Raw genomic sequence first — 23,284 nt, 5'->3', positions numbered from 1 at the left:
TTTTTTCAATAACACGGTTAGAATTTCACGTTAATCCCTACACTCCAAGTCTTGATACCGGGATATCCACCACGGCCCGATGCGATCTCCGGATCGTAGTCGGTCAGGCGATCATCAAACATGATCGTAAATGGATTATTAGCTGCCACGTACAAGCGGGCATTCTTGATGCTGGCCTTCCGTGTCAATTTTTCCGGTAATGTGTAACCCAATGTTAGCGCCCTGATCCTGAAATAAGATGCATCGAACAGCCAGAACGAGTTGTTATTATTATAGTTATGCTGTCCATCGGAACTCAACAACAAACGGGGATAATCTGCATTAGGATCCGGATTTTCTTTTGTCCAGCGATTTTTATGCAAAGGCTTCACACCGGCACCGTTGAAGAATGCATAAGAAGCCTCGTTGTCGAGATAAGTTTCAACATTGGTAACCCCGTAACCCAGGATAGAGAAGTCGATGCCTTTATAATTCGCGGTGATGCTGAAACCGTAGTTAAACCAAGGAACGTCATTTCCAATCACCACGCGGTCATTAGCATCGATGATTTTATCGCCGTTCTGATCCTTGTACTTGATATCGCCCGGTTTTGTTGCAGATGCTTGTTTTGGGCTATTAGCAACGTCTGCGTCATCAACAAATAAACCGATAGCTTGCAATCCGTAGAAGTCGCCTACAGAACCGCCTACCCTTTCAATCCATTTATCGCTGATCCTTTCATTTACTTCACCCAGGTTCAGGATTTCATTGTTGATTTTAGAGATATTCCCTGAAATGCTGAAAGTGAAATCCTTGCCGATCCTATCGTTGTAAGTAACTGCCAACTCGATACCTTTATTGCGGGTAGAGCCTTGGTTTACAGTCGGCGCTTTTAATGCATATGTATTACCTACTGTAATCGGAACCAGGATATCTTTAGTTGTTTTGATATAGTAATCAGCAACAACATCGATCTTACCTTTTAAGAAAGTGGCATCTACACCGAAATCCGTCATATACACATTCTCCCAAGAGGCTTCGATATTTACCCCGCGATCTTGATAGGCACCATTTACTTGCGTACCATTGAAACTGTATACGGCGCCGTATTTCAGCAAATCGAGATAGTTCCCCAAAGGAGTGCTGCTCTCATTACCCAGGATACCCCATGAAGCACGTAGTTTCAAGTTATCTAAGAAAGTGGCATTCCGCAGGAATGGTTCTTCCGACATTCTCCATGCAGCCGATAATGACGGGAAATTCGCCTGGCGGTAATCGGGATGGAAACGGGAAGAATAATCCTGGCGGAAATTGGCTTCGAAAATATATTTCCCTTTATAATCGTAATTGATCCTACCGAAATAAGAAAGGATGCCCCAGAACTCTTCGTAAGAACGGTTCAGCGGAACATTTGTACCATAATAAGAATCATTTTCCGTAGGTAAATCCACGCTACTACCCAAATCCAAGATACCGGCCTGGTTATTCGGGAAATTCAGGCGACCACCGGCGATATAACGGTACAGGTTTCTTTCTTGCGAAGCGCCCACCATCAATTTAAAGTGATGTGCCTTGATTTGTTTCTCATATTCAGCGTATCCTTGAATCAATGTTTCCTGGCGGCGGCTCCAGCGTTCCACCATTTGGTTTTGCGTAACGCGGGTAGAAGTCATTTCTTCTTTCGTCAGGAAGTTGATTAACGGCGGTAAAGTATTTGTAAAGGCAAAGCTCATATTGTTGTTATACTTCAATGAACCTTGACCGTAGATCATCAAGCCGGGTAAGGGTGTTAATTTTGCTGTTAAACCTGCTTGGGTGATATTATCGCGGGAATAGCCGCGGCCACCTTCGGCCATGTTTCTTAACACGTTGTCTTTGGCGAGCGTAGCATCAGCGCTGCCCCCGTTGATCGTACCCCAGGTACCATCGCTATGAATGGCCACCATGGAAGGCACCAAGCGGTTTAAAGCTACCCAGTTTAATTCACCGCCCTTGGTATCCCTATCTTGCTTAATGAACGAAATATTGGTACCGATATTCAAAATAGGCAATACTTGTGAAGAAGCGTTCAACCTTAAATTGTAACGGTTCAAGTCCTTGTTTTGCACGAGGGATTCTTGTCCCAAGTAACCCAAGCCCAAGTAGTACTGTGATTTTTTCGAACCACCTGAAACGCCCAGGTTAACATCCTTCAACGCGGGATTTTTTACCAATGCCTCCTTGTACCAATCGGTATTCGGATATTCATCCGGCCTGGAACCATCTTTGAAATATTGTAATTGTTCTGCCGTGAACTTGGGGTCTTTCCCAGCATTGGACAATGCTTCATTATAAAGCGTAGCATAATCATAAGAACCCAGGTATTCAAAATGGCGGGTGGGTGACTGCCAACCGTAGCTCGCATTCAAATCGATAGAAGTTCTACCTTCTTCGCCCTTCTTCGTTGTTACCAAGATAACACCGTTGGCAGCACGGGAACCGTAAATAGCAGATGAAGCCGCATCTTTCAATACAGACATCGATTCTATATCGGAAGGTTTCAAAGACTGGAATTCGCGGTTGGAAACCGGTATACCGTCGATGATAATTAATGGCCCGGGAGAACCTAAATTCGTTCTACCGCGCACCGTCATCGTGATATTGGATTCAGAGCCTACATCACCGGGGCGATTGAGGATCGTTAAACCGGGAGAAACCCCTTGTAAAGATTCCTGCACGGAAGCTACCGGGCGGTTGGAAATAGATTTTGTGCTGATGGTTGCCACGGCGCCGGAAAGGTTGGCCTTACGTTGCGTACCGAAACCCACGACCACTACTTCATTCAAACCTTTGCTATTATCCGCTAGCTTGATATTAATTTCAGTGCGGTTGTTGATAGCCACGGTTTGAGAAAGGTATCCTATATAACTAAATTCCAAGCTCGCATTACCGGGAGCGCTGAGTTCATATTCGCCGGAGCCATTGGTAATGGTCCCGGTATTGGTGCCAACCACGCGCACGGAGACGCCCGGTAAAGCCATACCGGAAGAGTCGGTTACTTTACCTTTCACCCTTACTTCCTGTATATCGGAAGCCTTGGGTGCAATAACGATTAATTTTTTAGAGATGAGTTTAAACTCGAGATCTGTATCTGCTAAGATTTTGGCCATGACCTCATCCAAAGAAGCATCGGTAACATCCAGGCTAACCTTTTTATCAGAAGGAACTAAGTCCGTGCTATAAACAAAGCGGTAAGGTAGTTTTCTTTCGATCAGCTTCAGCATCTTGGAAAACTTCATATCCTCAGCTTTCAAGCTCAAATGTGTGTTTTGACCAAAAACCCCGGCAGATACTTGCATACATGATACCAATACGACCAAGAAAGCAAGCTTCATAACAAGAAAGACTTTTAAGATTGGATAGGGCAAAGAATCCCCACCAAGTCTGATTTTTTTCATACTTTTAGTAAGATTTTAGTTCATAAAATGAAGGCAGGGTACAGTTCCATTTGGCACCTAACCTTTTGTTTTTTCTAAATCGCCAAGGGAAGTGTTCACAGCATTTCCCTTTTTGATTGGTGGAATAGTTTTGAATGATGCTACATAGGCGATTATTTTGTAATCAGAATCGTGGTTTTTTCCTGTTTAAATTTGAAAGGTTTTGGGCTGGAAAGCCTCAGTGCATCCAGCACTTCCGAGATGCTTTCCTGTTCGAAACTACCCGTGTAACGGGCATGTAATAAGTCCTTATCTTTTAGTTTGATATTCACATTATACCTTCTCTCTAAGCGGGTTATGATTTCTTCTAAGCTTTCATCGTTGATGTCTAACCTATTGTGTATCCAACTGGTTTCCAAAACCGTTTGATCCAATTGGCTGCGTGATAACTGGTCCACTGCATAACCTTGATCCTGTAAAACTCCTTGGCTAGCCGTGGGTAACACTTCCAGCGATTTCAACACTTCCGGGTTGAGCATCACAACTTTCTGGTTCGGTTCCAGGATGATCCTTTTATTACCGAGTTTCCCGGCTTTCATCGTGATGGCAATCTTGCCGGTAACCAAGCTGGCTTCCGTAGTTTTATCAGATTTATAAGCTTTCACGTTGAAAGTTGTGCCTAATACTTCGATATCCATATTGTTGGCATGGATGATGAAAGGCATATTACTGGATTTCACCACTTCGAAATAAGCCTCGCCATCGAGGAAAATCTCGCGGTTCGTTTGGTTGAAATCACTATTATAATGCAGTTTGCTGTCGGCATTAAGCTTTACCCTTGTACCATCGAGCAAGGTTACTTCGGAAATAACGCCTTTCTCTGTTTTCAACAGGGGCATTTCGGCTAAAACCGGGCTTGGTTGCACGGATTCTTTCCAAAACGATTTGAACAGCATGAACATACCTAGCAACACAACGGCAGCAGCGCTCATGTAATAAATGATCTTCCGGTACTTAGAACGCGGTTGACGAACCGGGTCCAGGCTAGCCTGGGTCGCAATTCCGGCCCATATATCATCGGCAACTGCCTCATCTGCTACGCTGTCAGACAGCGGCAGCGGCTTGCCTAAAGCGTTCAGACCTTCGTACCAAGCAGCCAACTCCTGCAGTTCCTCTTCCGTGCATTCATTATTACCATACTTGATTAAAAGCACTTGTAAACGCGATTGATTCACCTTGTTAATTCTTAAAAATTTATTGCTTGAAAATTGCTACCTAATATTTAGTCGATGAAAGAACAATTATGTACTAGACAACATTAAAAAAAATTCCTGCCGGGAACTAAGCCCGGTTAATGATGTTCCATCAAACACTTACGGATACGCTGAATGGCGGTACTGATTTGATTTCTAACGGTTTGATCAGAAAGCTCCAGGCGGGCTGCAATTTGGGCGGAAGGCAGATCTTCATCCCGGCTTAACAAGAAAATTTCTTTCATGCGGGCAGGCATCAACTGTATTTCACTTTCAATAATGTGGGTCAACTCCTTGAGTTGGTAGGGTTCATGGTTAGCTTCGGTGACGGCTTCCAAGCCGCTTAAAAACGCCTGTTCATAATAACGTTGCTTCACGGCTTTGCCCCGGTAATAGTCGATTATTTTATGCCGCAGGGCAGCCTGTAAATAAGTAGGTACCGTAGTAGTTATATTGATCTCATGGCGTTTCTTCCACAAGTAAAGAAATATTTCCTGCGTGAGATCGCGGGCATCTTCTGGAAGCCCTGTTTTAATCAATGCTTGCGTATAAACGTTTTTCCAATGACGGTTATAAATCTCCCGGAAAGCCTCTTCGTTATCACGCTGTAGCATTGTCACCAACGCTTGGTCAGTAATTTTCACCACCGAGTAATTCGTTTAGCAATTAAAAATAGTGCTTCAGCACTCGTTCACTGTTTAATATAAATCTTGTAAGTCCAGCCGCTATCCGCTAAATTTATCTTGATTTTGGTTGAATGCTCACAATTTATGCTAAGAAATGTAAAATATACACATATTCCTCAAATTTCCTAGTCAAATTTGGTGTTTAACAATTTTGGATGTTTGCCTGTTGTTTAAATAAATAAATTCAACATATGTTACTCCGTAATAAATTATCCTTTAGAGAAATATTCCGATTTACATGGAAAGTTGATTTATGGATCCTCTTGTGCTGTACAGTAGCGTATTACATCGATACATATTATATGAAAAGCCATATTTCTGTTCCCGGCGGCATCATAGGAGTGCTGGGTACGGCCATTGCGTTTTTCATCGGTTTCAACAATAACCAGGCTTACGATCGTTGGTGGGAAGCGAGGATTATTTGGGGCGGCATCGTGAATGATTCCCGCTCGCTGGCAAGGAGTTTACTGTCTTATACCAGCCATGACTTCGAGGCCCAGCAAATTGCCCGGCGGATGGTACAAAGGCACCTCGCATTCTTATATGCATTGAAATCCGGTTTGAGGAGTACGAATGATGATTATTACATACGTTATTTAGCTGCCGATGACCTGGCCCGCGTACAAGGGAGTTTCAACGTTCCCAACGCGATAATAAATTTACAATCCAAGGATTTGCAAATGTTACAACAGATCGGGGCTATAGATGAGTTCAGGTTTAAAGCGATCGATGAACTGATAGTAAAACATTGCGATGGCATGGGAAAGTCGGAGCGCATCAAGGGAACGGTTTTTCCCCCGAGCTATTCTTTCTTTACGTCGATATTTATCTGGTTTTATGTAATCCTGAACACTTTAACGATGACGGAAACTATCGGGGCATGGTCGATTATCTTCGGTTGGGCTTTCGGTTTCGTATTCCACGTTACGCATAAGAACGGGTTGAGCATCATGAATCCCTTCGAAGATTCCCATATGGGTATTTCACTGGATGCTATCACGAGAAATATAGAAATTAATTTGCTGGAAGCATTGCAGGCGCCCAACATTCCCGGGCCGATCAAAGCCCAGGAAGATGGGTTGTATATAATGTAGGAGAAATATTTTAGGCTACGGCTTTCTTGCGGGCCCCGTTAACTGCCGCGATTACTTCCCTATTGTCCAGTTCGCGGGTAAGGTTATCATCAACAAAACTGTAAATGATTTTATGGTCTGTCCCGATCACGTAAACCGCGGGTGCAAACGTGTCGGCGTCAATACCGGAAACACGCCCCCATAAAGGGTCGGAGCTGCTGAACAGCCCAACTTGCTTCGACAATTCGAAACGGCGGTCCTGGAACATATCAAAGCTCGCCTGGATCCTGGCATCATGCCACGCTTCGAAAGTATCCTTATCTTCCCCGGTGACCATTAAAAATGATCCACCGGAAACCTTGGTGCTATTATGCAGATCTTGTAATTGCCCGTAGCGTTTAGTTCCGTAAAGCGACCATTGAGCGGAATAAAATGCTAATACCAACGGCTTTTGGATGGTAACAGTATACACCTCCTGTTTCGATTGCAAAAGTTCCCTCCCTTGCAATATATCTTGATAAAATACCTGGATAGCAGGAAAAACTTGTCCGGCTTCCAGCGGTTGAATTAAATGTTTTTCCAAGTTAGGTTTCTTGAAATTTTCAGGTAAACCCAGCGGCAAAACATCGGCGTAGCGGTGATAGATAGACATCGGGTAAGTTTTAATTGTTAAACATTTTTTGTTTTGCACCTGCCTTTCGGTGGTGTTTGCTGCTGTAAAGATAATTTATTTTCATTATTACCCTACTATTTCTATAGGATAAATATTTTTAAATAGTAAAAAAATACTATTGATAATTAATAATCAATTACTTGGATTGTAAAAAATTACAAGCTGGTAAAAGTAATACCGGTAACTTTCCAATCTTTCCCTACTTTCTCTACCCTGAAACAACAATAGGCGTTAAATGGCGCGCTACAGCCTCCGGATGAGGTCATCTCCGTACCGTATTCAACCGTAATTTGTTGATCCTTCTTTAATTGTACATAGGGCGTTTCTCCATCGCCGGTTGGCCAGTTACCGGGCATACGCGATACTTCTATGGCCGAATAGCAGCCCTCATGGGTAATTTCCTGCATGAATGGAAAGCTCCCGGCATGACTAAATAAGGTGCAACAGACCGTAGCACAGGCAACAATAACCGGGATAGAAATCTTTTTAATATTCATGTCGATAAATATTTTATGCTTTCTTACCGAACCCCAATGATGATCAATATAAAGAACTTGGCTTGAAGTATAGCCGCAGTACAAAACAATTGGGCCGCGCAAATGCGCGGCCCATTACTTTCAATAGATAATTAGTGTTATACAAAATTGGGGCATCATTTATTATATTTCAATGAAACGTGCGCTAACCTGGTAACCCCGTTGGCGCCTAAAGTTCCACCGTTAGGATTGGTTGTTGATCCGCAAATTTTATTTAAAACCCGCAAGCGGATAACTAACTTTTCCAAGCCACTTGCTGCCACCGGCAAATTAAAGTTTAAAACCTTATGCCCGGGCACCTGGGTAAGCAAGGTATTAGACCAGTTCGTAACATCCTGTAAGGTATAGGTACCGATACTATTCCAGTTACCGCTGCCATCAGACCATTCCGCGATAAAATTCCTCGGGCCGCCGATGTCCGAATTGCCTTCGATTTGTAATGAGATAGGGGTACTAATTCCGGAAGAGGAGACTTCGATCATCCATGCTTCGCCACTGTTGTTGGCAGTTGACCACCAATTTTTACTTCCCCAAGCGCCATTGGCAATGGAACCTTTCACGGTGGTAGCTTCTGGTATTAAGCCGTTATAATCTGTTGTGCCGTAAATACCTGTACCCGTAAAGTCCATATCAATATTGCCGGTTTTGTACAACTTTCCCTGGCCGATATCCGGTGTTAACGGGTTCTCGCTTGCAGTGGGCGCCGCGGCAAACTCTTTCTTGAAACGGCTCCATTCCACCAGTACATTGGAAAATCCTTGGCTTCTATCTTCTTTCAAATCGATCCCTTCCCTGGAAAGGTGCCTGATAGCATAGCGGCCTATATCTCCACCGTAACGATCCATCGTTTCATGAACTAATATCCCTGCAATACTTCCCGAGCCTTGCGGCACTTGATTACCATCGCGGCGGTAAGGAACACCGAGGTTTGTTAACATGTAAAGCCCGCTTCCTTGAATATCGCGGACATGCGTAGGATAACAATCCGTACGGGCGGCATACCCTTCGTTGATATTGGTAAATGAGCCGGAAGGAACGGATATCTCAACATCTTTCAATTTTATGTAAGTATACAGGTCGTTGTCCGTTAAGTCGCCAATGTACTTTTCCCTCGGTTCGAGGTTGACCATACGGGCTTCCTTCTGCATGATATGTTTCACTTCAATACCGCTAACGATGACATAATTCGGATCATTGAAACGTTCCAGGTCGGCATCTTTCAACCAGATACGTACCTTGTCATTGAAGTTGAAAATATTTTGCCCGGGCGTTGCTGTTTGAATATAAATTCCTTCCGTGCCATCCAGGTCCTGAACATATACGGCTTTTTCATTGCCCGTTTTATCGAGCGTATGCTTGTTGCTAGTGTTGTTCCAGTTCTTGGCAATATTAGGGTGACCTTTATCGCTGATCACGATCCCTTCAATAAAGATATTTTCCTCTATTTTCCCTGTTGCCAGCATTTGTTTTACATATTGAAAATCCTTTACCACAGCACCTTCGTAGCTCATGCCGAGGTTTTGGGAGATCTTCAATGAATCTTTCGTGATAGCGCCAAGCGCATCCAGGTAACCCAGGTATAACATGACACTGCGGGGCGTAGTCAATTTATTACTATCAACTTTAAAGTACAGGTAACCGTCTTGTAATTGCAGTCCTGAAACCCATGTACCACCGGTAGAATCATACCGGTAAGTGATATCCATCAATTCCAGCGGAACATTGGTGTTGATCGGCGTTTTTAAAATCCCGCCGTTGGCAATGCTTTGTGCCGTTTCATCGGTGATCTTGATAGTCGGCGTCAGACCTTTCTGTTGTATATCAATTGAATCTGTTTTACCATTTCCCTTCACGAGCACTTTAACCGATCTCGGGAGATTGCCGTTGTTATCTTGCAATGAAATCAATGCTTCGCCCTTGCCATTGCCGGAACTTTCCATCAGGTGCAACCACTCAACAGGCTCGGTCACTTCCAGGTTCCAGTTACCTTCAGAATATATGATGATTCGCGTTGTATCTGCATTGGCGGGCATCCTCACGATCCTCGAATCGATGGCCAGGTCAGTCACGAACTTTACATCTTCTTCCTTACGGCAGGCATACAGGCAAAGTATTGAAAAGCCTGCCACTAGGAAAAACCAACTCAATTTTCGAAATATAAAATGCGGCATGATGATTAATTTTTGAGTTCCAGGATAATAGGCCGGTGATCAGAAAATTTGGCAGTGAAATCGTCGTAGATGAAGTGGCAACTTTTCATCTTCTTACTCAAAGCTTTATCGGAGTATATATAATCAATCCTAGCATTGCTGCGGATCGTATCTTTACCATTTTGTTGCTTTTGATCTGCATCATAAATAAAGGCCAGGTCTTTAAAGCCGGCGTTCAGCATTTGCTGTTGCACGAGGTAATCTATCTTTTCGCCATCCACCAAGTTGTGTATTTTCGGATTCCGTTTCACAGCATCTTTCTGCCTTTGAATGATATTCGATTTTGCATGACGATCTTTCTCCAAGGGGGTTTGAGAGTTAAAATCTCCCATCACCAACCAGTTATGTGCATTTGGCTGGATGGATATATACTTTAATATAGCTGCGATCTCCTGCCTTCTTTTTTGATATAAATGCGGGTTGAGATGCAGTACACAGATATTCAAGTTTTCAATCTTTGCCAGGATAAATCCATGGGTCATATTTTCATTTACCTTTTGAATCCCGGCAATCGGGTACTTAGAGGTAAGTCCTACAGGGTAACCGCTTTCCTTTACTATAACTGCATACGGATGACCATAACTGGCCGCCAGGGCTTCCAGGCTTTTCTGCGTAAAGCCATTACATTCCTGCAAAGCCAAGATATCGGGATCTTTATCCTTCACCCATTCCACGAACTGTTGTTTCCCCTTCGTAGTATCTTTCACCATACCTTCCAGGATATTATAGCTTAATACTTTCATCGTGTTTTGTGCCGCGAGTGGCAAGCAACAAAACAATAGTAAACTGTATATAATGGTCGATCTCATTTTATTCATGTTGATTATTGATAGTTTGGATTTGTTAATGCACCTTCTGACCTCAGCACTTCCCTATCCGGTATAGGGTAATATTCATGGAATGGTCTTAAGTTATTGTGGATCACTTCGTATTCTGCACCGGAAGTTTCGCTGACGGCTTCAAAGAAAGTGCCCCAGCGTACCAGGTCCCATTTCCTGCCGTATTCGCCCATTAGCTCCCGGCCCCGTTCTTTCTTTAATTCTTCGAAAAATTCATTTTTACCAGGATAGGCATCTAATGCAAATTCAGGATTGGCTCGGGTTTTCACATCGTTCAAACACTGCATGGCTAATTCAGTTTCACCGGTTTCATTGGCCGCTTCCGCTAACATCAGCAAAGCATCTGCATAACGGAATACTTTCTGGTTGTTTCCATCCGCGATATTATTCATACCCGGGCACCAGAACTTCGGCCCCATCCAGGCTTTCCCTGTTCCATTGTTCGCCATAGGCCTGCTGAAATATTGCCCGTCGTAGCTATATGCCAAGATCATTTCCTTCCGGGGATCAGTTAAATCATATAGCGACATAAAATATTCTGTCGGCGTAATGCAGGTAAACGGGTTAGCTTCGGCCCCCAGTTCCGGGATGTTCACACCATCGTAGGTACTAGTACCCGATTTTTTAGATGGCGTAAAAAATGCTGCTACCGTCGTGGTTTTCTTTAAGCCGGTTGCCGACCAGGTATATTGAATTTCGAAGATTGATTCCGGCGTGTTTTTATTCCTGAAATACACATCTTCCAAGGGGTATTGAAGCAGTTGACCATATATCTTCTGAATTTCCTTCATGGCGGAAACACAGGTTTCATAATCCTTGTTCCATAGCGCCATTTTCCCTATCAACATATATGCCATCGGGGCAGAGATCCGGTTATCCGCTACTTCCGAAGTTCTTTGTTGCGGTAAATAGCTAACGTATTGCAACAACTCGTCGACCAGGTAAGTCCTCGTTTCATTAGCCGGCATTCTTCCCAATTTCATGACTTCCGTCAGGGCATCCAAGCTATTGATATCATTAGTATAAAATGGTACATCTTGGAACATGCTTGTGAGGATATAATAATACAAGGCCCTTAATGTAATTGCTTCCGCCTTTAATGGCGGCTTCCGCTCATCATCGATGGGTGCACTTTCTATACCTTGTATCGCAGCATTACAATACATAATTCCTTTATAGCAATTTGTCCATATATTATCTCCGACCCCTGGATTAGCCGGGGAAATTTCGAACTTGGCATCGAGCTGGGCCGAGTTAAGGAATGCCAGATCTGTTGTTGCCTCCAAGGATATCATGAAATCCGCCATGTATATACTGGTCAAAGGAATATAGCAACTGTTCAGCGCGGCGAGACATTGCGCTTCAGATTGATAAAATCCACCCGGGCTCACGAAACTCTTAGGATCTTCTTCCAACAACTTTTTACAACTGCTGCAAGTGAAGGCAATGGCTAGTATTATTCCGAGTAATGAGTATGTCAACTTTTTCATGGTTCGTTAAAATTTTAATTCTGCTGAGAAAGTAATCGTCCTACTGGCCGGGTAAGCACCATTGTCCATACGGCGGATTGTGCTTCCATCGCTCTTTGTAGATACTTCGGGATCATAGCCATTGTAGTCTTTCCATAGGTACAAATTATTGCCGCTTAATGTCAATGCTAAAGTCTTGAGTTTCTGATGTGTCAGTTTCGCTAAGTCAATAGGATAACTAACAGTAATGTTTTTCAGCCTTAAGTAAGTAGCATCGTGTACAAATCGATCATTCGGAATATCATCTTTGGAATCTGCTCTCGGGTAATCGGAGTTAGGATTCCGGACAGGATGCCAAGCATTCACCATATACCTGAACTGGTTGGTTAAATAAGTACCATTACCCATGAATAATTCTACCGGGTTGTAAATCTTTCCCCCGATATTATAATTGAAGTAAAAGGATAATGAGAACTTCTTATAGCTGAAACGGTTTTGTATACCTCCGTATACATCCGGATCCGCATTGCCCAGGTAAACCAAATCATTGTTGTCCAGTATGCCATCATGATTTTGATCGATATATCTTTGTCTACCGGGCGAATAATAACTTACTGCCGCGGAGGCATATTTCTTATCTTTCTCATTCTGCTCAATTTCTTCCTTGCTCTTCCAAACACCGGCATACTCCATGCCCCACAAGGCATTCAAAGGTTGACCTTTCACGTATCCATACATCATATATTGTGCACCGTAAGGATTATCATACACGGAAACCCTGTCTAACCCACCGATATCTTCTACCAACTGTTTGTTATGCGCTGCCGTGATCGTGGTTGACCAGTTAAAATTCTTCGTACGGATATTATCATGGGTTACGGTCAACTCAATACCCTTGTTAGAAGTTTTACCGATATTGGCCCAGCGGGAGGTAAATCCAACTTGCGACGGAAGTTGTACGGTTAGCAATAAATCGGATGTCATGCTTTTATAGGCATCTACCGTGATTTCAAGGCGACGTTTAAACAACGACAGATCAACACCTGCATTGTAAGTGGTTGTTTTTTCCCAGGTCAAGCCTTCATTGGCAACGCGACCGGGGTAGTAGGCAACCGGTTGCGATCCATCAAAAAGATAACCTCCGGTAGTAGAAGACAACCGCGCCAAGGATTGATACCTGGCAATCGCGTCATTGCCGGAAGTACCACCGCTCAAACGGAACGCGAGCTCATCAACGGAGCGGGCATTTTTCATAAACGGTTCGCGGTGCGCGTTCCAGCGGAAAGCCGCGGAAGGGAACAGCGCCCACTTATTATTGGCTGCAAAGTTGGAAGCGCCGTCCAAACGGGATGTGATTGTCAAGTAATATTTCCCCGCGTAATTATAATTTAACCTGGCGAGGTGCGATACCCTGCCCTGTTCTTCCAGGTAAGAGCTCAACGAAATATTATCTTTAGAAGGCAAAGCACCGAGGTCATTCGATTCTATATCATCCACGAAATACCCGTTACCGCTCGCTGCCATATTCTTATATACCTTTTTCTGCACGGTAAAACCGTACATCGCGTCAAACTGGTGAACGTTGTTCCATTTATTGCGGTAGGTAACCGTGTTTTCATTCAGGTAATTATTCACCGCGTATGCCCTACGGTAGGCATAAGCACCGGATTGCGCATGGGCGCGGGTCGGCAAAGTGGAAGGTTGGAATTGTTCTTCATCACGGTTATAATCGGCATAAGAAAGCGTTGACTTAACAACTACGTTTTTAATGGGCTTGACTTCCAAGTACATCATCGAACTTAGACTACGTTCGAGGTGTTTATTTTTCTTTAAGTTCACATTTGCTACAGGCGAATCAAAGAGCGTTCCGCTGTACCATTGTGTATTCCAATCATTGAAACTACCATCTTCTTTATAAGCCGGCATGGTTGGCGCGAGGAATATGGTTGAGCGATACCAGAGCGTATTGGTCCCGATATCGGCCGTATTGATATTCCTGTTAATGCGGGAATAGTTCAAACGTAAGCCCGCTTTTACGAACTTGCTGATATTCCGATCCAAGTTGAGTCTCACCTGGTATCGTTTCAATCCGCTATTCTGGATAATACCCTGGTTGTTGTTATAATTGGCAGAGAAATAATACTGCGTAGTTTTATCACCGCCGGAAGCGGAAAGCATCGTATTTTGATAAGGCGCCCGGCGCGTGATTTCCCGTGTCCAGTTCGTGCCTTCACCTAATGATAGCGGATCCGGATAAGGATAATCTTCCAATGGTTTAGTTTGATTGGCCGTGCTGGCAAAATAATAGCGATCATTTTGCAGTTGCGCAAACTCGGTGGCGTTCATCAGGTCTAAATACCTGGGTAGTTCGGAAAAGCCGGCATCATTCCTGAACGTGAAGTTGGTTTTACCTAATTTATCAGAGCCGGATTTCGTCGTGATGATGATAACGCCGTTACTTCCCCTGGATCCGTAAATAGCGGTAGATGAAGCATCCTTTAATACATCGATAGAAGCGATGTCGGAAGGGTTGATTTCATTCAAACTGGTGATGGCATCCATCAAGCCATCTACGATAAACAAAGGTTCATTGCTGGCAGAAATGGAGCGCGTACCGCGGATCCTTATCGTTGTTGCCGCACCGGGTTCCCCGTCCGTAGAAACGATATCCGCACCGGCAATGCGTCCTTGCAACATCTGGTCCACCCGGGTTACCGGTACATTTTCTATATCCTTGACCCTTACAGAAGTTACGGATCCGGTTAAGTCGCTCTTTTTCACTGTGCCGTACCCGATGACTACAACTTCATCTATATTTTTCTTAGAGGGCATTAGCGTAACGGAGATGGGCAACTTGGTGGTGGCCAAGGGTATTAATTTCCGTTCAAAGCCCAGGTAGGATATCGCTAATACATCTGTTTTCTTTGCTTGGATCGAAAATTCGCCTTGCTCATTGGTTTGAACACCAGTATTAGTACCAACGATAGAAACGGTAGCGCCCGGCAAAGGATTCCCTTCATTATCATAAACTTTTCCCTTAATGGGAGGATCTTGCCGGACGGGTTCCGAACTTTTAACGGCACCTGTTTTAGCAATAATTTTTTCTTTTATAGTGATGGTTTTGGCATTAATTTCAAAATCAACAGGCTGATCTTTCATGATCATCGTTAAAAATGTTTCTATGGGCATATTCGTTACGGAAACATCTACGGGCGTAGTTTTCTGAAGCACATCCGCATTATAAAAAAATACGTATCCCGTTTGCTTTTCCACTTTGGAAAAAATTTGCTTGAAGCTTAGGTTTTTTCCGGACATGCTAACCTGTTGCGACAGGGCATTTCCACGAACTTGTAAGCACAAGGTAACAAGTAAGCAAACGAAGACAGTCCACGAAAACCGGGATTGGATGTTGATCCGTGTTCGAAAATAGAGTAACAAGGAAGATGTTTTGTAAAACATGTTTTTAGGTTGAGAGTTGATCATATTATTCAATATTTTTAGGCATGCGAATCCCTATTCCCTTTCTTATGAAAAGAGTTGCCAGTCAATGTAATCATTCATTATTTACTTGGAAACGATCAGTTTTCTACCTTCTATTTTAAACCTGACCTTTGAAATTTCTAAAATCCTTAAAACCTGGTTGACCGTTAAATCGCGCCCCATCTTACCCCCGAAATGTAAGTCGGGAATCCCCGATTCGTACACAACGTCCAGGTCATACCAACGTTCCAACTCCTTCATAACAGTTTGTATATCTGCATTCTCGAAATTAAATATACCGTTCCGCCAAGCCATGACGAAAGCCGTATCGGCCGGCGTTACCTTTACTGCTGGCATTTGGCTATTCATAGCAGTAGTAGCTTGTTGCCCCGGATGTAGAATGGCCTTGGCTTCTTTACCATTTTCTGCAACTGTATTCACAGCAACTTTCCCTTGCAACAAAGTAGTTTTAATTACCGGTTCATCCGCGTAAGCATTAATATTAAAATGCGTCCCCAATACGTGAACCGTAGTATTCGCAACTTCTACAGAGAAAGGCGCCTTAACATCCTGTTGTATCTCGAAATATGCTTCCCCTTTCAATTTTACTACGCGCTCATCTTTTGCAAAACGGCTAGGATATTGAATTTCGGAAGCTGCATTCAACCAAACATCCGAGCCATCCGGAAGCACCAAGTGGTATAATTTTCCCTTGGCAGTAGTGAGTGTATTCTGGCTTAAGGGCAGCTCCTCATTCTCAATACAGGATAGCGTCCCATTTTTTACGGATGCCGCGAGCATTCCATGCTGTTTTAACTGGGCATCGTCCAGCGTATCTAGCATTACCTGGCTACCATCGCCCATGGTTAATAGCGCCCCCTTCGTAGCCGGCAAAATATCTTGCATTGCAGTATTTCCCTTGGCCAATTTATTCGTCCCTGTTGGATTGATTAAAGAATTGACCGCCCAACCTGCAATGATCAGTACCGCCGCCGCTGCCGACCAACGCAGCAAGCTAACCAAGCGCCCCCTTTTCGATTTGGTATTCAAGATGACCGATAATATCTCTTCTGCCCTATGATCTTCTAATTCATGTTGACCCGTACTTACTTCCGAAATTTGCGCTACCAAGTCGGCTAATTCTTCGTTGTACTTAGAATCGGCCATCATTTCAAACAATATTGCACGTTCCGATTCGGTAATCGTACCCGCAACAAATTTTCGGAATAGTATTTCGAATGAAGTCATCAGTGAATTAATTCAGCTTGTTTTAGTACTAAATATTTGAGCTGTATACTTATAGAGACGATGGGAATGAATGGATGGGTCAGTTGTGGAACAATTTTTTTTCCAGGGAAGTATTTTCAAAAATGATCCGGCAAAATAATAGGGTATTATAATATATTCTTCAAGACAATTACAGCAGCGGAAATCCCCATATGCGATAAGCAGTAGGTGCGGATAAAATGCATAGCTTCGGACAGGTGGCGCTTAACTGTTTCAGGGGACAGGTTCAATTCCTGTGCAGCTTGTTCCCTTTTAAGGCCGTGTTCCTTGATCAATAAATAAACTTTCTTCTGTTGTGGAGGGAGTTTAGCAATTGCTTTATGGAGGATATTTCGATATTCTTTTTCCAACAAAAAAGTATTGGAATCATCGCAAATATGGAATAATAATTCGTCTTCATCAATAGTTGCCGTGGTATTTTTCCGGAGGGCCACCTGCTTTAATGCGCTGTAGATCCTGTTCCTGGCAACGGTAAATAACCAAGCTCTAAAATGCTGTATTTCAGACAATTGATCCCGTTTCAGCCATACCTTCAGGAATACATCCAACAAAATTTCTTCAGAGATAGGTGCAGACCGGGTAATTTCCAAAGCCATGGAATAGATTTTATTCCTGTAACGGTGGAATAATTCACTAAAGGCTTTTTCATCACCCTTGGCTACCAAGAGCAACAAATCCTGTTCATGATTTTCTTGCTGAACTTGCATTGATACCGATTTAGGTTGCAAATATAATATCGCAATTAAAATTCAATTTTAACTGGTACTTAGGAATTCACATGATTAAATACTTCTAAAACTCCTTACTACAAAAGGTTTCAATATAATCCATCCCTTGTTATTTCTACACTTCAGGCCGTAGAAATTCATAATTATATAACATAGCCCCCCGAACAGTTTTTACATAAAAAGCCCGCTTATAAATCCATTGCTGACAATATTTTCCAAATAACGTGTATGACTGGTATTGCTATTTCTTACCGATCAAAGCATTAAAATACAATAGAATTTCAATAATTTAAATAGCTCCCTTCTTTTTATTTACCAAATTGCATTTCGTCAATCCATTATTGCAGGTCGTCAATCCAGCACGCTCATATTCCCGGCACCCCTTTATGTTTACAGAAAAAAGCTATGGACAATAAATTATCGACCCGGGTCGCTTACCTCGATTGGCTGCGTTGTTTCGCTATCATCGGCGTTTTACTATTCCATGCGGCCAGGCCTTACCAAGAAAATGATCCCTGGCATATAAACTTCCATGAATATAGCCCGGTTTTAACGGAATGGTCATATTGGTTGAGCCGGTTCAGGATGCCTTTATTATTCTTCATATCGGGTGCCGTAGCTTGGCATATCGTAAAAAAATACTGCGCGAAACAATTTGTATTACTCCGTTTTCAAAGACTATTCATCCCGGTAGTTGCCGGCATTTTCATAATCGTACCGCCGCAGATTTACATGGAAAGATTAGCCAATGGCTACCAGGGCAATTTCTGGGATTTTTATCCTAAGACCTTCGATTTCAAACCCTATCCACAGGGCAATACAAGCTGGCACCATCTATGGTTTATCGTTTACTTATTTGTATATGACTTGGTTTTAGCACCATTTTTTGCTTGGGCCAGGACAAAAAAAGCGGCTGGGTTTATCCGTTCATTGGCATTCTTCGCGAAAGGCAAGAGAATATACTTGCTGTGTATTTTACCCGTAGCCTGGTATGCTTACATGGTACCGAGATATGATATGACAGGCGACCTAGTTCATGATTATTGTTTCGTATTGTACTGGTTCTTCTTCGTATTAATAGGATTCCTTTGCATGTTGCAACCTTTATTATTGAACAGTATGGCCCGGAACCGGCGCTTCCATTTATCGGCATCCTTATTATTGATGGGGTTTATATGTTACATCCGATGGAATGATTTGGAATTTGAACAGTTATTCCCGGGGGCACATGCTCCCTCCTGGACTTATCTTTACATTGCGCGCATCCCCCTGGTAGCCTGGTGTTGGATCTTCGCCTTGGTAGGGTATGCAAAAACCTATTTAAACAAACCGGCCAAAGCTTTTTCTTATATCAATCCTGCATTATACCCTTTCTATATCTTGCATCAAACAGTTATTGTTATAATAGCTTATTACCTGGTGCAAACGGAGGAAAGCATTGCTTTGCAATATATTTTCTTAGCTGTAACCAGCGGCGTAATTTGTTTATTGATATACCATTTATTTATACAGCCATACAATGTAACCAGGGTTTTATTCGGGATGAAGCCAATGCCCCGCATTAAAAAATCTAAACAAAGTCCGGTTCCAAAGATCGTTGAAACGGCAATAGTATAGGATTTAATTATTATGCCATGCTAAACATTCAGCAGGCGCGCAGGTCATAGCAAAAAATAGATTTAACAGAACCCGGTAATAAGTTTAATTTTATTTACATGAACACTACATGGAAGAAAATATTTCCATTGATATACGGCTTATGGATTTACACTTGCTTAAGGTTGGTAAATGATGTCATCTCGGACACCAAGTTTTGGTTAAGACCCTGGCATGTAACGGTCATAGAACTAGTTTGTGTAATCATTACTAGCTACATCATTATTTATGTAATAGACCAGTTCGCTATTAAGCAACGCGCAAAGATCATCAAGAAAGAGTCCAAGCCCTTGCGTGAATTCGTACAGATCAGCCTGGTTATCCAGCTCATCATTACCTTTACAGCGATACCCTTGGCAGCTTTTACTGATAACGGTTTGCAGTGGTATGATGCCGTAAATATTTACCTCATCCCCTGGATGTTTAGCCTATTATATTATGCCATATCGCGGGGTAACTTCATGATACAATATAATTACGAACAGCAATTGAAACTAGAAAAAATCAGCAACCGGCAATTACAAGCTGAACTGAGATTTCTCAGGGCTCAGTACCACCCTCATTTCCTTTTCAATGCTTTGAATACCGTCTACTTTCAAATGGATGAAAATGTCGATAAAGCTAAATATACCATCGAGCAACTTTCACAATTGCTGCGATACCAGTTATACGATCAGCAAAACAAGGTGCCTATTGAAAGGGAGCTTCAACATATCCTGTCTTACATAGAACTACAAAAACAGCGGATGAATGAGCACCTGGTCCTGGAAGTAGCATTTGATCAAGATTTAAAGCAGCAGGAGATTTACCCCTTGCTTTTATTGCCACTGGTAGAAAATGCCTTTAAATATGTTGGCGGAGAATACTGGATAAAAATTGCCGCACGGTTCCAGGATGGGAAATTGCTATTCGAAGTTTCCAATGCCGTACCGGGGTCAATTCCCATAAACCTGAAAGGTGGCATCGGGCTGGAAAATTTAAAAAGGAGCCTAAGTATACAATATCCGGGTGCCCATTCATTTAATATCATCGCTAAAGAAGATTATTTTACAGCTAGCCTAATTATTGATCTATGAGATTAAAATGCGTGATAACAGATGATGAACCTGTTGCGAGGAAAGGCCTGGCAGGGTATATTGAAAAAATTGACTACTTGGAATTAGTCGGTACATGCGGGGATGCTATCAGCCTGAACAATTTCTTAAGGGAGCAATCCGTAGATCTTATTTTCCTTGACATCGAGATGCCATACATGTCCGGCATTTCTTTATTGAAAGGTTTGCAGAACCCTCCCATGGTAATCTTTACCACGGCTTTCGAACAATATGCCATCGATGGGTTTGAACTGGCAGCCGTAGATTATTTGCTGAAACCCGTTTCCTTTGAACGCTTTCTGAAAGCTGCCAACAGGGCGTACGAGGTATTTAAAAAAGATCATCATCCCAAGACTATCGAACAAGGCTTTATTTTTGTGAAGGCCGGGGATAAATGGGTAAAACTCAATTGGAGTGAAGTCATTTATCTTGAAGCCAAAGAAAATTATACTTCCGTAGTTACAGAAACCGGGAAATTTATGATCCTCTCTACATTGAAATCCTTCCTAGAAGCTGCACCGGAAGGCACTTTATTACAAACACATAAATCTTTCCTGGTCAATACATCTAAAATCACGGGGTTACAACTCCAAATCCTGGAATTAGGTACATTTGAAGTGCCGGTCTCCCGCAGCATGAAAGACCAGGTACAACAATTTATCATGCAACATCACATACTGAAAAAATAGTTTTATGAAAATATTGATTGGCCTTGCTCTAATTATTATAGTCATCATAGTTCTTTCTAAAAGAAGACGAAAGGAAAAAGCGAAGGCGAATGTGCCGGGTAGCTTACCGCAATTATTACAAGAACATGTTGCTTATTATCAAAAATTGAGTCAAGAAGATCAACAAACGTTCGTAGCGAAAGCAAAAGATTTTTTAGAACGCACCCATATTGAAGGTATCGGTATAGAAGTGGAAGATATTGACAAGACCTTGATAGCAGCGAGCGCCGTAATCCCCATTTTCGGCTTTAAAGAATGGAAATATTATAACCTTACGAATGTTATAATATATCCGGATACATTCGATGAAACTTACCAGTACGAAGGTGATAGGCGTAATATCCTCGGCATGGTAGGCAGCGGGCATATGAATGGTCAAATGATCCTTTCAAGGAGAGCTTTACGCGATGGTTTTTCCGATTCTGCCGACAAGCAGAATACGGCCATCCACGAATTTGTTCATTTGCTGGATAAATCTGACGGCGCCGTAGATGGCATCCCCCAGAATTTATTAGAACATAGTTATACTTTACCTTGGATTCAATTGGTCCATAAGGAGATCGCGAGGATAGAACATGGTAAATCCGATATCAACCCTTATGCAGCTATGAATACCGGGGAGTTTTTAGCGGTAGCCTCCGAATACTTTTTCGAGAAACCGTCGGAACTAGCCAAAAAACACCCGCAACTTTATGAAATATTGAGCAAGGTATTCAACCAGGACTTGGCAAAAGAGCCATAGTAAAATATTGTGATCCCCAACGGCTTAATTGACAACAGGGGATTGCCAGAACTCGTATTCCCCATTGCAGCGGGCGGCCAGCTTTCTTAACATAACCGTAACCGGGTTGATGAAATTTGCCGATACCGGGTCTTCCCGGCTGATGCATATGCGGAATGGCATGACCAGGTTCTTCTGATCAAAAAGTTTCACTTTCACATCGAAGCCCTGTTCCTTTACCAGTTCTTCGAATTTCTCCCTGTCTACTACTTCTTTAAACCGTAGGAAGTGCATTACATTTCTTGGTATATCCAGATGATCACCGGCGCTTCTCAATCGCGCGATGATTTCATTATTCTGCTTGAACTCCAATATAGTAGCGCTTGGATATAAGAAATTCAGATACCCGTTCCATCCAGGATCATTTTTAAACTTGATATGGAACTTGTAATAATGGAACTTTTCATGGAAAGCTTCTGCTATCTTATCTTGTAATTTAGCTGTATCGCTTACATAATAATAATCGTAACGCTGGTTATGGTAAGTTCTGCTACCGGCCAATTTAAACAACTTCACCTGCCTCTTGATCACGGTGGTGATCGTATCGCTCATGGCGTAGAGCTGATCGATTTCTTCCGGGGTCGGCAGATCCCTTCCGTCATTTGTTTTACAGTTCACCCCTACCATTAACATGTACGGCATGGATGATATGGGCGCTATTTTCTTTAAACTTTGATTATACATTACGGAACCCAGTCCTTTCGTATATTCCGCAACATAGGTATCCCAAATATCCTTGCCTTTCGAGCTATCAACCTTCTCCTGGGCAAATGTAGATATGCTACAAATCAATAATACAAATAAAAATATCCTTCTCAACATCAAGAAAATAATCTGGTCAAGGCTCAAAGATAAAGGACTGGAAGCGGGATCAAGATCGCGGATCTACATTTTAACGAACTTTTAGCTAGAAGTTTAGGGCTACGCGGGGATGTAATGCAATAGCCTCCGGTGATAATTCACCTGCCCGATATGGTATGCGGCATGGCTACATAGATGCACCAAGAAATATCCTGTCAGTACTATTTCATCTCCATATTTTTCGGGAAAAGGTTGCTCTAAATCAGCTTCACTTAACTCGTCCATAACCCTTTTAACCAGGTCTGCCGTATAATCTATCGCTAAAATAATTTCTTTTCGGGGTACATCCTTGAGGCTAAATTCTTTATCCCTTTGCCTTTGATAACCCGACTTTCCCAGCACATGCCCGATATAATGATTCAGGTTACCGACTAAATGTAAGGCCAAGTTTCCAGCGCTGTTAGTAGTTCCCGGCAATACTTGCCAAATACTACTTTCATTGAAATAGGCGTTTAATTCAGCCTTTAACTTGTTTAAATCCCTAACTAAAATGGTTGTGAATACATCCGGTTTCATATAGGTAGTTTTAAGAGCC

At 42.6% G+C, this 23,284-nt stretch carries 18 protein-coding genes; 5 read left to right on the top strand and 13 right to left on the bottom strand.

Annotated elements, in window-relative coordinates; all coding sequences use genetic code 11:
* Positions 1–17: 17 nt before the first annotated feature.
* The 3 genes from COR50_RS07125 to COR50_RS07115 form a co-directional block, all read right to left on the bottom strand.
* Entirely contained in the window at positions 18–3,353 is a 3,336-nt protein-coding gene (locus COR50_RS07125; protein WP_198405796.1) for a SusC/RagA family TonB-linked outer membrane protein, read from the bottom strand.
* A 215-nt stretch (positions 3,354–3,568) separates the two neighbouring features.
* Positions 3,569–4,630: a FecR family protein gene (locus COR50_RS07120; protein WP_098193358.1), complete on the bottom strand. Its 1,062-nt coding sequence runs from the start codon at positions 4,628–4,630 to the stop codon at positions 3,569–3,571.
* A gap of 116 nt (positions 4,631–4,746) precedes the next feature.
* A complete protein-coding gene (locus COR50_RS07115) occupies positions 4,747–5,292 on the bottom strand; it encodes an RNA polymerase sigma factor (protein WP_157760671.1) in 546 nt (181 codons plus the stop codon).
* A gap of 233 nt (positions 5,293–5,525) precedes the next feature.
* Here COR50_RS07115 and COR50_RS07110 point away from each other — a divergent pair, with 233 nt between their 5' ends.
* Positions 5,526–6,428: a bestrophin family protein gene (locus tag COR50_RS07110; RefSeq protein WP_098193356.1), complete on the top strand. Its 903-nt coding sequence runs from the start codon at positions 5,526–5,528 to the stop codon at positions 6,426–6,428.
* Positions 6,429–6,438: 10 nt separating this feature from the next.
* On the opposite strand, the gene COR50_RS07105 is transcribed toward COR50_RS07110, so the two are convergent.
* The 8 genes from COR50_RS07105 to COR50_RS07070 all read right to left on the bottom strand — a co-directional run bounded on the left by COR50_RS07105 (position 6,439) and on the right by COR50_RS07070 (position 17,608).
* Positions 6,439–7,059 (bottom strand): redoxin domain-containing protein, encoded by a 621-nt coding sequence (locus tag COR50_RS07105; RefSeq protein WP_098193355.1) that lies wholly within the window; start codon positions 7,057–7,059, stop codon positions 6,439–6,441.
* A 176-nt stretch (positions 7,060–7,235) separates the two neighbouring features.
* A complete protein-coding gene (locus tag COR50_RS07100) occupies positions 7,236–7,577 on the bottom strand; it encodes a hypothetical protein (RefSeq protein WP_098193354.1) in 342 nt (113 codons plus the stop codon).
* Between the two features lie 155 nt (positions 7,578–7,732).
* The gene (locus COR50_RS07095; RefSeq protein WP_098193353.1) at positions 7,733–9,787 is read right to left on the bottom strand and encodes a DUF5689 domain-containing protein; all 2,055 of its coding nucleotides are present in this window, start codon (positions 9,785–9,787) and stop codon (positions 7,733–7,735) included.
* 5 nt (positions 9,788–9,792) lie between these two features.
* Complete coding sequence (locus COR50_RS07090) at positions 9,793–10,635, bottom strand: endonuclease/exonuclease/phosphatase family protein (protein WP_157760669.1); 843 nt, start codon at positions 10,633–10,635, stop codon at positions 9,793–9,795.
* A 14-nt stretch (positions 10,636–10,649) separates the two neighbouring features.
* The gene (locus COR50_RS07085) at positions 10,650–12,155 is read right to left on the bottom strand and encodes a RagB/SusD family nutrient uptake outer membrane protein (protein WP_098193351.1); all 1,506 of its coding nucleotides are present in this window, start codon (positions 12,153–12,155) and stop codon (positions 10,650–10,652) included.
* 6 nt (positions 12,156–12,161) lie between these two features.
* Positions 12,162–15,617, bottom strand: a complete 3,456-nt coding sequence (locus tag COR50_RS07080; protein ID WP_098193350.1) for a TonB-dependent receptor — start codon at positions 15,615–15,617, stop codon at positions 12,162–12,164.
* Positions 15,618–15,698: 81 nt separating this feature from the next.
* On the bottom strand, positions 15,699–16,862 hold the full coding sequence (locus COR50_RS07075) for a FecR family protein (protein WP_098193349.1): 1,164 nt from the start codon (positions 16,860–16,862) through the stop codon (positions 15,699–15,701).
* Positions 16,863–17,008: 146 nt separating this feature from the next.
* On the bottom strand, positions 17,009–17,608 hold the full coding sequence (locus tag COR50_RS07070; RefSeq protein WP_098193348.1) for an RNA polymerase sigma factor: 600 nt from the start codon (positions 17,606–17,608) through the stop codon (positions 17,009–17,011).
* A gap of 426 nt (positions 17,609–18,034) precedes the next feature.
* Between COR50_RS07070 and COR50_RS07065 the strand changes: the two genes are divergently transcribed.
* The 4 genes from COR50_RS07065 to COR50_RS07050 all read left to right on the top strand — a co-directional run bounded on the left by COR50_RS07065 (position 18,035) and on the right by COR50_RS07050 (position 21,849).
* Positions 18,035–19,246: an acyltransferase family protein gene (locus tag COR50_RS07065; protein WP_098193347.1), complete on the top strand. Its 1,212-nt coding sequence runs from the start codon at positions 18,035–18,037 to the stop codon at positions 19,244–19,246.
* 98 nt (positions 19,247–19,344) lie between these two features.
* Positions 19,345–20,361 (top strand): sensor histidine kinase, encoded by a 1,017-nt coding sequence (locus tag COR50_RS07060; RefSeq protein ID WP_098193346.1) that lies wholly within the window; start codon positions 19,345–19,347, stop codon positions 20,359–20,361.
* Positions 20,358–21,068: a LytR/AlgR family response regulator transcription factor gene (locus COR50_RS07055; protein WP_098193345.1), complete on the top strand. Its 711-nt coding sequence runs from the start codon at positions 20,358–20,360 to the stop codon at positions 21,066–21,068. Before COR50_RS07060 ends, COR50_RS07055 begins: the two co-directional genes overlap by 4 nt.
* Before the next feature lie 4 nt (positions 21,069–21,072).
* Entirely contained in the window at positions 21,073–21,849 is a 777-nt protein-coding gene (locus tag COR50_RS07050) for a M90 family metallopeptidase (protein ID WP_098193344.1), read from the top strand.
* 24 nt (positions 21,850–21,873) lie between these two features.
* Here the strand turns inward: COR50_RS07050 and COR50_RS07045 are convergent, their stop codons facing one another.
* Together COR50_RS07045 and COR50_RS07040 are read right to left on the bottom strand one after the other, a co-directional pair.
* A complete protein-coding gene (locus COR50_RS07045) occupies positions 21,874–22,710 on the bottom strand; it encodes a DUF695 domain-containing protein (protein ID WP_098193343.1) in 837 nt (278 codons plus the stop codon).
* Between the two features lie 99 nt (positions 22,711–22,809).
* Positions 22,810–23,265 (bottom strand): DinB family protein, encoded by a 456-nt coding sequence (locus COR50_RS07040; RefSeq protein WP_098193342.1) that lies wholly within the window; start codon positions 23,263–23,265, stop codon positions 22,810–22,812.
* Positions 23,266–23,284: the final 19 nt, after the last annotated feature.

Source organism: Chitinophaga caeni (assembly GCF_002557795.1).
Lineage (GTDB): Bacteria > Bacteroidota > Bacteroidia > Chitinophagales > Chitinophagaceae > Chitinophaga > Chitinophaga caeni.
Note: the sequence above shows the minus strand (reverse complement) of the source record. Positions and strands in the feature narration are given on the sequence as shown.